Source organism: Candidatus Nitrosopumilus sp. bin_68KS, from assembly GCF_054095825.1.
Genome location: NZ_JBSWSP010000015.1, coordinates 1 through 10,352, shown reverse-complemented (window position 1 = coordinate 10,352; position 10,352 = coordinate 1). Strand labels below are relative to the sequence as shown.

The window sequence follows — 10,352 nt, the reverse complement described above, 5'->3', positions numbered from 1 at the left end:
TGTCTAGAGTATGCAAGTTTTGCATCCAAAGCCCAGAAAGTTTTGATAAATCTCATTGTGTGAGTTGTAACTGGTTCGGTAAAGTCACCACCAGATGGTGATACAGCGCCAATCAAAGTTACTGAACCGTCACGGTCTGGACTACCAGTTGCTTTTACACGACCTGCTCTTTCATAAAATTCTGCTAATCTTGATGCAAGATATGATGGATAACCTTCTTCTGCGGGCATTTCTTCTAATCTACCACTCATTTCTCTAAGTGCTTCAGCCCATCTGCTTGTAGAGTCTGCTACAAGAACAACGTCTTTACCCATATCTCTGTAATATTCTGCTATTGTTACACCAGTGTAGATACTAGCCTCTCTTGCTGCTACTGGCATGTTACTGGTATTTGCTACAAGAACAGTTCTATCCATAAGTGGTTTTCCACTACGTGGATCTTTGAGGTGTGGGAATTCTACCAATACTTCAGTCATTTCATTTCCTCTTTCACCACAACCAATGTAGACTACTACTTGAGAATCAGCCCATTTTGCAATTTGGTGTAATGTAACAGTTTTTCCTGTACCAAATGCTCCTGGAATTGAACCAGTTCCGCCTTTAGCAATTGGGAAGAATGTGTCAATAACACGTTGACCAGTAAGTAATGGAACTGTAGGATCATATCTCTTTTGATATGGACGTGGTTTTCTAACAGGCCATCTATGATACATTTTGAGTGGAATGGATTGTCCGTCTTTCTCAGCAGAAGCTAATTCAGTTTCTAAATCATAGTCTCCTTCAGATACTAAGTTTGAGATAACACCACCTGGATGATCTGGTGGAACCATAATAGAATGCTCAATAAGATCAGTTTCTTGAACTGTACCAATAACAAATCCAGGATGAACTACATCACCATTTGCAACTGTTGGAACAAAGTGATATTTTTTTGTCATATCTACTGGAGTAGTTGTAATACCTCTACCAATGAATGAACCAGAAGCTTTTGATAGTTCTCTTAGAGGTCTTTGAATTCCATCATAAAGTTGTCCAATAATTCCCGGACCTAATAATACACTGAGTGGGTTTCCAGTACCAATTACAGGCTCACCTGGTTTTAATCCACTTGTTGACTCGTAAACTTGAATAAATGCAACATCTCCGGTTAAACGAATTACTTCTCCTACTAATTTTGAATTTCCAACTGTAACAGTCTCATACATTTTTGCATCAGACATACCATCTGCTCTTACTGCGGGGCCACTTACCCATACAATTCTACCTTGAGCTGCCATCTAATTTCCTACTCCGAATTTTGATGCAATGTCTTTCCTTATTAAAGGCTTCAGGCGTTCAATCCTTGCATCAATTGTATTATCAAATGTCATTGCACCATCTTTTGATTTCACAATTATTCCACCAAGACAATCAATTGTGTCAGGGGATAACTCAGCTCCTGAAAATTCAGATAGTGTAGATTGCACTACATCTTTATCTTTAGCATTTGTAAAAACCGTAATTTCAGTAGTGCCCAAGATTTGAGTTGATTCGTTTAACATAGTTTTAATCAAATTTGAATAATTGCCACTTCTATCAGCATTTGCAATTTGATCTAATGCTTTTGAAAATACCTTTTCAACTGCCTCTTCTAATATCATAAGTTGTTTATTTCTAGCCTCAATATCTGAACTTCCAATGATCTGTTTTTCGATCTTATCTGCCTCTTTTTTGCCATCTGAAATAATTTTCTCGTATTCACTTTCTAATTTTGGTATAGAATCTTCTAGTTTTTGCTGAGATTCGCCAAGTGCGGTTTTAATGTTTGAAAGAATATCTTTTTCAGTGCTTTTGAGAATTTTGTCAATCGTAGTTTCTAAAGCCGAATTAGATGCCAATGGGTGCCGTTGACCCATAATGGATTTTAATGTTTGGGAGAGATACAATCAGAAAGATATTAAACTCAATGAAAACACCCAAAATTTGTCTTGGGAACAGCCGATCTAAAACTAGGAACTGTCATTTTACCTAGAAGTGAATCGCCAAAAGCAATTTCAAGACTAACTGAATTTGAGTGGTATCATAAAATAGATTCTGCTAGCGATTTGGTAACTCCAGAAATTGATGATCTTCTACTAAAGGCTCAACAAACTTACCAATCAATTGATGATGTCGTCAAAGGAATGGGAATTCCACTTACAGTCGGAATTATGGAGATTTTGTTCAAGGGTACTGTTATCAAGAAAAAAGATTACGAGATTGATGAAATTGAAGAGATGGTAGAGCAGATAAGCAAAGAAGCACCATCAATTATCGATGAACCAGCAAAGTTGTTAGAAGATGCTGCAAATACTAGAGTTTCAATTGAAGAATACAATTCGCTCAAAGATACACTAGAAGTAATCAGAAAAATGAAGATGGATCTTTCAGGATTTGGTTTAATGAAATATTTTTTCACAAATTTGTTTGTCATAAATTCAGCAGATTTTGATGAGATTAATCGCTCTCTTGAGGGAATTACAATTTACAAGTATGATTTGGAAAGCAAGGAAAAATCTGCAATTTTAGTAATTTCAGATACTGCAGATTCTGAGAAAGTTCTAAAGGTTCTAAGAAGTTTCAATTCTAATACTTTTAAAATTCCAGAGGGATTTCCACAAATTCCTAGTGAGGCATACGAACTTGCAGAATCAAAGATAAAGGAGTTAACTGCAAAACAAGCATCAATCAAAAAAGACTTAGCAAAATTAACAAAAAAAGTAAGACGTAATATTCTATCTCTACATGAAAAAGCACTAGTTGCAAAAGACGTTCTTGAGACTTTGAGAAAACCAGGCGGAACAAAACACTTTGCAGTAATTCAAGGGTTTATTCCACAAAAAATGGAAGCAAAATTCACAGAGTCCACAAAACAATGGATGTCTGTTGTAGAAGACATCACAGATCCAAAATTAAAAGAAGAGATTCCCACATTATTTGATAATAAAAAATTCGTTAAAACTTTTGAAGTGATTACAAAAAGTCAAGGTATTCCAAAGGCAGGAGAACCAGATCCAACTCCAATGATAGCTCTGATGTGGCCAATATTCTATGGACTGATGTTTGCAGATATGGGTCACGGATTGTTATTAATGGCACTTGGGTTGTTATTCAAATTCAAAGGACAAGGAGAGCTTTCAAGATGGGGAATGTTAATTGCAATCTCTGGTGCGTCAGCTGCCATAGCGGGTGTTGGTGCAGGAGAAGCGTTTGGATATCATCTTGATCATATGGGTCCGTTTGAAGGATTATTAGAGAAAGGCGGAGCATTTCATTCTGTTAGTTGGATAGTTGGTATTCTCAGCGTTGCTGAATTAACATTTGAACAAGTAATCAATATTCTCAAAGTTTCATTATTCATCGGAATTGTACATCTAGTTTGGGCAATGACTCTACGTGTAATCAGATTACTAAAACAAGGACACAGGATGGTAGTATTTACTGAAGCAATTCCAAACATTACACTTTACGGTGGAATTGTTGTTATCATGATGTGTGCAATTGGTTCACAATATGATGTCATGAACATGTATTCCAAAGTTCACACCGAAGCAGTTCCATGGGTTACAATGTTCTTAGGTGATTGGGCAGAAGTTTGGATTATTACAAGAATTTCAGTAATCATTGTAATTGCATCAATGGTAATCATGATGGTTGGAGGTGTAATGCACGCAAAAAAACATCCAGAAGATGGAGCAGATCCTGCAAGTGTCATAATGGAAGTACTATTAGGAAAAACAGTTGAAAGTTTAGCTCATACAATCAGTTATGCTCGACTTGGAATTATGTTACTGGTCCATGCGGCTTTGCTGTTGACAGTAAATAATGCATTTGCATCATTAGGTGGTGCTGCATCAGGCGGAGCAATGGCAATGATCATCGGAGGTAACTTGGGAATTATGATGATTGAAGGATTAATTGTCTATATCCAGTCACTCAGATTGCATTTGTATGAATTCTTTACAAAATGGTATGTTGGTGGTTCCGAGCCATTTAGACAAATTAGACCAGAATTAATTTACAACCAGTTTATCTGGAAAAAAAAATAAATTAAAAAAATTATTTAGTTAATTTCATAAAGATTCACTGTAACTTTTGTAGTCCATGGTTTGAGTTCATCAGGAAATATCAGTAATAATCCACTGTCTTTTTTGATGTTTTTACATGAACCACTATAGCTTTGTTTGTTTTGTCCAAAGCAGTCTGATTCTGTGTAAAACTCAAAATCAGAATTAGCAAAGTTTTCACGCTGTTCAGATGATGGAATAAAATACACATCAAAACCCAAATCTCTGTTATCAGTTTTTACACTGTAATCATATGATGTAATTTCTTTTGATGTACAAATAGGGAAAAATTGTACTATACCATTTTTGATTTTTGATTGTTGTTCTAAATTATCATAGTTTTTGTTTTCAATATCAGGATACACAGAAATGTCAGGATCTGTACTTAGTTGCTTTCCTTGTACATATTCTATCTCATGTCTTACAGCATCTACTGCTTTTCTATAGAGCATAGGTTGCCAGTCTTCTTGGCATTCACTAAATTCATGTTTTAATTCAACAAATGATTTGCCGTTGATTTCTTGAAGTTGATTTGTATTGTATTCTTTTAATTCTGCATCAAATACATGATTAATTCTAGTATCTTTATCGGATTTGTGCCAAGAGTTTGTTACCTCAAAAATAATATTCTTTGAATCGCTTTTCCATTCAGATAGTAAATGAACATAAACAGAATATTTGTTTATGACCTGTTGAGTTTCTGATGCAAAAATCAAATGACCAAAAAAGGCATTTACAAATATTATAGAAAATGCAAAAATTGGAATTACAATATAGAGAATTTTTTTCATGTCTTCCTCACAGTTTATTTTTCTACAGGTAGATCTAGTTTATTTCCCCATTCTCCCCAAGATCCAAGATAAACTCGAACATTTTTGAATCCCAGTTTTTTCAAAGCCAGGAAGGAGTTTGCAGCACGATATGCACCTTGACAATAAGTAACAATTTCAGAGTCTTTTGGAAAATCATACATTTTGGATAATTCTTCATCATTTTTCAAAGTCCCGTCTTCATTGAGATTTTGATTCCAATCAATATTGATTGAATTTGGGATATGTCCAGACTGAGCAGCACGTATTACACTACCATCATATTCTCCAGTTGAGCGGGCATCAAGAATTTTCACATTTTCCAGATTATTTTGAATGTACTCAAATCCAGAAATTATCTCTGGATTAATTTTACCTGAAAACTTTGATGGTTGAAATCCATTTGGCTTTGTTTCAAGTGGCAGATTTTCTTTTTTCCACTTTGTAATTCCGCCATCTAACATGGATGTATTTTCATGAGAAAAATACATCAGCATCCAAACTCCTCTTGCAGCAAGCATTCCAGAAACAGAATCATAAAAGATTACTTTTTTTTCTGGAGTAACTCCAAGAAATGAAAGGAGGGTTGTTGTTTGATTATTGAAATTCTCAATTCCTTGTTTTGTTGTATCAATCCAATGAAATGCAAATAAATCCAAATGAACAGCTCCTGGAATATGGCCTTCTGAATATTCCTTGAAAGAGCGAGTATCAGCTATGATAACATTAGGATCATCAAGAATTGAATTTAGATCTGTAGTAGAGATTAACATACTTTGGGTAAAATGATCAAATCTAAATTGATTTGGATTAGATAATAAAAAGAAGAAAAGAAAAGGGTTTTTCTTATTCGTTTACGTATGCTCTTTCGCCATGCTGTGCCAAATCGAGACCAATCTCCTCTTCTTTTGGAGTGACTCTGATTCCGCCAGGCCATACGGCATCCATTACTTTGAGGATTACAATAGTAACACCAAAGGCATAGCCTATTGATATTGCAGCACCGATGATGCTGATTGCTTGCTGTTCCATTCCTTCTGCAGTTCCGGTCCATGCACCGATACCGTCTCCAGTATCCCAAATGTGTGGACTAGCCAATGTACCAGTCAAAATTGCACCTGTAAGACCACCCATTCCGTGTACTCCCCATACATCTAATGCGTCGTCCCATTTGCGTGCACTCTTGAATGCAATTGCTGCATAACAAATTGTACCAGCTGCAATACCGATTATAATCGCAGCCATTGGACCTACCCAACCAGAGGCTGGTGTGATTGCTACCAATCCTGCTACTGCTCCTGATGCAGCTCCTACGACACTTGGTTTTCCTGTATGTGCCCATGACATGAGCACCCAAGTGACTGCAGCCATACCAGTTGCTGTATTTGTAACAGTCCATGCGCTGACGGTAATGCCGTCTACCATAACTTCACTTCCTGCGTTGAAGCCAAACCATCCGAACCATAGAATTCCTGCGCCGAGGACTACCATTGGGATGTTGTGTGGCTCCATTGGAACTTTGCCATATCCAAGTCGTCTACCAAGGACTAAGGCTCCTGCCAATGCAGCGAATCCTGAAGATATGTGTACTACAGTACCACCAGCAAAGTCTAATGCATATGAAGGTGATAAGTCTGGATCGAGATCTATTGAACCTCCTCCTATGTATCCGCCTCCCCAGACCCAATGTGCTATTGGATCATAAACGAAGGTTCCCCATAAGAGTACGAATATGACTAATGCGCTGAATTTGATTCTGTCAATTAATCCACCAATGATTAGAACTGGTGTGATTATTGCAAATGTTGCTTGGAACATTGCAAATAATTGGTGAGGTACTGTACCAGGCCAACCTTGACTACAAACATCTCCTTCTACCATTGCATTCATCTGGTAAGCTGCTGACCACGTGTCTCCACATGGACCTGCTTCGCCTAATGGTGCGTATGGTGAAACTTGGTTAAATCCGACATAATCGAGATTTCCCATAAACATATTTGCTTCTGAATCAACTCCGCCAAATGCTAGTGAGTAACCCCATAGAACCCATTGTACTGACATTAGACCCATTACGATTAAGGTCATACCAAGTACGTTGACGATATTCTTTGATCTGGCTAATCCGCCATAAAAGAAACCGACACCTGGGGACATGAAGAGTACTAATGAAGTTGCAGTTAGCATCCATGCTGTATCACCTGTATCTATTTTACAAGGTAGCATGCTGCCATCTTCTTCATACCAACATTCGTTTAGGTTACCAGTGTAAATTCCACTGGTTCCCTTTACATATCCGTCCATACCATCATCAACACTTTGTGCATATGCTTGTGACATAGCACCTGCTGCTGTGATAGATACTGCGGCTACAAGTAATAGAGCATACTTGTAGTTCCTAGAATTCATTAAATTTATCGAAATTGAAAATTATTTAAGCATTGGAGACCCGAAAGCCTTCAAAAAAGTAAATTATTATATTTTAGTATATTCTGATAGTAACATAAAATATGGAAATTATGTTAAGGAGAAGTAAATGAAGATTAAATCGAACACAAAACTAGCAATTTTTGACACATTCAAGACAAAGGGTGACGATTTAACTGGAGAAGCTAATAGACAACGAGCGATCATCACAATACTTGGAAGTAATGCAAATCCTGCTGAAAGAACACGTACAGGAATTTCTCAAAGAATTGCAAAAAAACATGGTATTGCTTGGAAGAATATCTATTCTGGAATATTTCGAGATCTAGATGAAATTTTACTTCCTATGGAAATTGCAGAAGAAGACGGGAGACTACCTCTAAAAAGAGGCCCAAAGGCACTCCAAGAAAAAGGAATTCCATATTATCATTTAACAAAAAAAGGAATTCTGATAGCACTATCACTTAGTGAAGTAAAAAATAGAGAGGATTTACTAAAACAGTTTTTTTCCGAGTCCGATTCTTCAGAAAAGGAGTTTGAGAAAGTTTTAACGAGTCTTATACAGACAAGTCCAAATTTTACTTACTCTATTTTTCAAAAATATGTCAAGGCATTTTGTGATAATAAAATAGAAGAATTACTCCCTTTTGATCTCTCAAAATTAAGGGATATTTCAGATGAATCATTAGTAATTCAAAAAGAGATTCTTTTGGCTTTTTCTAAACTATCAAAACAAGAAAAAGATGAGGCCATATTATTTTTAGATAAAATTACATAGGATTAGTTCTCAGGAATAGATCGCCAAACATTAAAATCAGTTGCCTATTGAGATTGATCGAAATGGGCGGTTCAAAGAATGTCTATGCCTCCGTTAAAGCATACAGTAAAAGAGGTAAATTACTGACAAAGGCTGATTTTCAAACACTTGCAGAATCAAGAGACTTGGAAGAATTAATGACTAGAATCAAGAATACAGTATATGCTGATTCTGTGGCAGATGTGCAAAAACCATATTCTTCACAAAGTATAGAGTCAGCTCTTAGAAGCAAATTAGCAGACATTCATTACTCTATTGCAAAGACATCAGGAAACTCAGGAGTATTGGATGCATATTATATGAAGTTCATCATATCAAATTTGAAATTAATTCTTAAAGGCAAAGTCTTAGGTAAATCTCAAGAAGAGCTTGAAACTCACGTTAATCTTCATGCTGAAGAATTAATTAAACAAAGAGATGTTGTGATTAAAGCACTAGTTGCAAAAGATCTTGAAGAAGCTGTTGCAAGTTTGAATTCAGTTCAATTTGGAGAAGAGATTGTAAAAGCTGCAGCATTATACAATGAAAAAAAGAATGTGCAAATATTTGATACATATTTTGATAAAATATTATATCAGCATCTTGCCGGTGCAATGAAAAATTATTCTGACAAAGAGGCAACTAAACTAGTTTCAATGGATATTGATTTTTACAATATTTTGAGTGTTATTAGAGGAAAGTTCTGGGGATTACAAGAAGAGCAAATCCAGGATCTAGTAATTAGTACTAGTCCACCTGCAAGAGAACTACTTGGAAGAATGATGGCAGCAGCTACTGTCAGAGATGCATTTAACGAATTATCTAGTACAAAATACAAGGATCTAGTACCACAAGTAGAAAATGAACTAGATGCTATTGCAGAATTTGAGAGAGCATTTGAGATGGCAATATACAGTTCATCACTAAGGTCATTTACAAAGATGTTTAGTTTTGCAACAATTGTTGGGATTACTAAATTGACTTCATTTGAAGTTAGAAATCTAGCAGCTATTGCTTTTGCTGTTGAACAAAAAATACCAACTGAGACTACAATGTCAAAGTTAATCCTAGAAGAAGAATAGTAAATATATCATGTTTAAGTTTCCAAAGAAAAAAACCGAAGTTTCTACAGAAGTTTTAGTCAGATTCATTTGGGTGAGTTCATTTTTGGCAATGATTTTCACATTACCACCATTAGGACTTTTCTTAGGTATTTACTATTTTACAGGTGAGCTAATTATAGGCGCAGTAATTGGATTTGGAGTTCATTTTGTGATATTAGCTTTTTCAGGAAGAATTTCAAAAATTATTACCAAATTGATGAGCTAAACTAAAAGGGATCATGCTAGAAGGTAAAATATCATGATGGGAGATAGAGATTTTCGAAAGATCATCAAAAGCGCAGTTGAATCAATTGGAAGGGAGTTAGAAATTCAAATTGATTCAAAGGATTTTCAGACTATTCATCTGCATGAAGTGGTTCAATGTCTTAGACGTTCCTATTATGATAGAGTAGATCCACAAGAGATTGAAAGACGAGGATTCAATGAGCTTCTTTCAGGATTACTAAGAAAGTTAGAATACGGAAGTGAGCCTAAAGAATTTGCTATTGAGGATATCAAGCTAAAGGGACAAGTCGATATGATAGTTGATGATACTATACTTTTATTCAGACCAGCAGCAACTGAATTAGAAAATCCTCTAGCAAATGATGTTTTGTATCTTAATGCATGTATGTGGATATACGACAAGGATGATGGAATCGTGGTGTATATTTCAGGGGATAGAAAAGAGACAACATTCTCTCTAACACGAAATAAAAAAATGTTTGAGGAAATAATTAGAAGAGTTAGAGTTCTAAATGATCTTCTAAAAGAGCAAAAATTACCAATCTTAGAGCCATCTACTGAATGCTCTGAATGCCAATATTATGAAAGATGTTACATGAAAAAGAAAAATTCCAAACAGGTATCTCTTGCTGAGATGTTAGGAATGGGCGACAAAGATTAGTTAGATAAATGAAAAATATTGTAAAGGAAAAATTCCTTTTGGTTAATCTAGTGGTTCTGGATGTCCTTTACCACGAAGAGCGAAACACACTACTGCTAGTGCAATTGCGACTCCTGCTGCTGCGCCAAATGCGGCCATACCTGCTTCTGCCATTTGATAAAAAACCACTTTACGAGCTTTTATAACTTTGCCAATATTTTTTCTCTAAAAACAAAATATCATAATATT

The 10,352-nt window shown here is 35.7% G+C and carries 10 protein-coding genes; 5 read left to right on the top strand and 5 right to left on the bottom strand.

Annotation, left to right across the window (positions count from 1 at the left end; all coding sequences use genetic code 11):
- On the bottom strand, positions 1–1,277 hold a 1,277-nt coding region (locus ACW9W3_RS07125; protein ID WP_457765460.1), incomplete at its 3' end, for a V-type ATP synthase subunit A.
- Positions 1,278–1,895 carry a V-type ATP synthase subunit E gene (locus ACW9W3_RS07120; RefSeq protein WP_457765459.1) on the bottom strand — a complete coding sequence of 206 codons (618 nt, stop codon included), beginning with the start codon at positions 1,893–1,895 and terminating at the stop codon, positions 1,278–1,280.
- 72 nt (positions 1,896–1,967) lie between these two features.
- Here ACW9W3_RS07120 and ACW9W3_RS07115 point away from each other — a divergent pair, with 72 nt between their 5' ends.
- Positions 1,968–4,067, top strand: coding sequence for a V-type ATP synthase subunit I (locus tag ACW9W3_RS07115; RefSeq protein WP_457765458.1), 2,100 nt, complete (start codon positions 1,968–1,970; stop codon positions 4,065–4,067).
- Positions 4,068–4,081: 14 nt separating this feature from the next.
- On the opposite strand, the gene ACW9W3_RS07110 is transcribed toward ACW9W3_RS07115, so the two are convergent.
- The 3 genes from ACW9W3_RS07110 to ACW9W3_RS07100 form a co-directional block, all read right to left on the bottom strand.
- A complete protein-coding gene (locus tag ACW9W3_RS07110) occupies positions 4,082–4,876 on the bottom strand; it encodes a hypothetical protein (RefSeq protein WP_457765457.1) in 795 nt (264 codons plus the stop codon).
- 14 nt (positions 4,877–4,890) lie between these two features.
- Positions 4,891–5,667, bottom strand: a complete 777-nt coding sequence (locus tag ACW9W3_RS07105) for a sulfurtransferase (RefSeq protein WP_457765456.1) — start codon at positions 5,665–5,667, stop codon at positions 4,891–4,893.
- A gap of 73 nt (positions 5,668–5,740) precedes the next feature.
- On the bottom strand, positions 5,741–7,300 hold the full coding sequence (locus ACW9W3_RS07100; protein ID WP_457765455.1) for an ammonium transporter: 1,560 nt from the start codon (positions 7,298–7,300) through the stop codon (positions 5,741–5,743).
- 127 nt (positions 7,301–7,427) lie between these two features.
- On the opposite strand from ACW9W3_RS07100, the gene ACW9W3_RS07095 reads away from it, so the two are divergent.
- The 4 genes from ACW9W3_RS07095 to ACW9W3_RS07080 all read left to right on the top strand — a co-directional run bounded on the left by ACW9W3_RS07095 (position 7,428) and on the right by ACW9W3_RS07080 (position 10,124).
- Positions 7,428–8,096 carry a hypothetical protein gene (locus tag ACW9W3_RS07095; RefSeq protein WP_457765454.1) on the top strand — a complete coding sequence of 223 codons (669 nt, stop codon included), beginning with the start codon at positions 7,428–7,430 and terminating at the stop codon, positions 8,094–8,096.
- 62 nt (positions 8,097–8,158) lie between these two features.
- Positions 8,159–9,196: a V0D/AC39 family V-type ATPase subunit gene (locus ACW9W3_RS07090; RefSeq protein ID WP_457765453.1), complete on the top strand. Its 1,038-nt coding sequence runs from the start codon at positions 8,159–8,161 to the stop codon at positions 9,194–9,196.
- 10 nt (positions 9,197–9,206) lie between these two features.
- Positions 9,207–9,443 carry a hypothetical protein gene (locus ACW9W3_RS07085; protein ID WP_457765452.1) on the top strand — a complete coding sequence of 79 codons (237 nt, stop codon included), beginning with the start codon at positions 9,207–9,209 and terminating at the stop codon, positions 9,441–9,443.
- 33 nt (positions 9,444–9,476) lie between these two features.
- Positions 9,477–10,124, top strand: coding sequence for a hypothetical protein (locus tag ACW9W3_RS07080; RefSeq protein WP_457765451.1), 648 nt, complete (start codon positions 9,477–9,479; stop codon positions 10,122–10,124).
- Positions 10,125–10,352 lie beyond the last annotated feature (228 nt).

Excerpts from the sequence above, each read along its gene's own strand:
- ACW9W3_RS07100 (WP_457765455.1), bottom strand. The coding sequence starts at position 7,300 with ATGAATTCTAGGAACTACAAGTATGCTCTATTACTTGTAGCCGCAGTA.
- ACW9W3_RS07120 (WP_457765459.1), bottom strand. The coding sequence starts at position 1,895 with ATGGGTCAACGGCACCCATTGGCATCTAATTCGGCTTTAGAAACTACG.
- ACW9W3_RS07085 (WP_457765452.1), top strand. The coding sequence starts at position 9,207 with ATGTTTAAGTTTCCAAAGAAAAAAACCGAAGTTTCTACAGAAGTTTTA.
- ACW9W3_RS07090 (WP_457765453.1), top strand. The coding sequence starts at position 8,159 with ATGGGCGGTTCAAAGAATGTCTATGCCTCCGTTAAAGCATACAGTAAA.
- ACW9W3_RS07105 (WP_457765456.1), bottom strand. The coding sequence starts at position 5,667 with ATGTTAATCTCTACTACAGATCTAAATTCAATTCTTGATGATCCTAAT.
- ACW9W3_RS07110 (WP_457765457.1), bottom strand. The coding sequence starts at position 4,876 with ATGAAAAAAATTCTCTATATTGTAATTCCAATTTTTGCATTTTCTATA.
- ACW9W3_RS07095 (WP_457765454.1), top strand. The coding sequence starts at position 7,428 with ATGAAGATTAAATCGAACACAAAACTAGCAATTTTTGACACATTCAAG.
- ACW9W3_RS07080 (WP_457765451.1), top strand. The coding sequence starts at position 9,477 with ATGATGGGAGATAGAGATTTTCGAAAGATCATCAAAAGCGCAGTTGAA.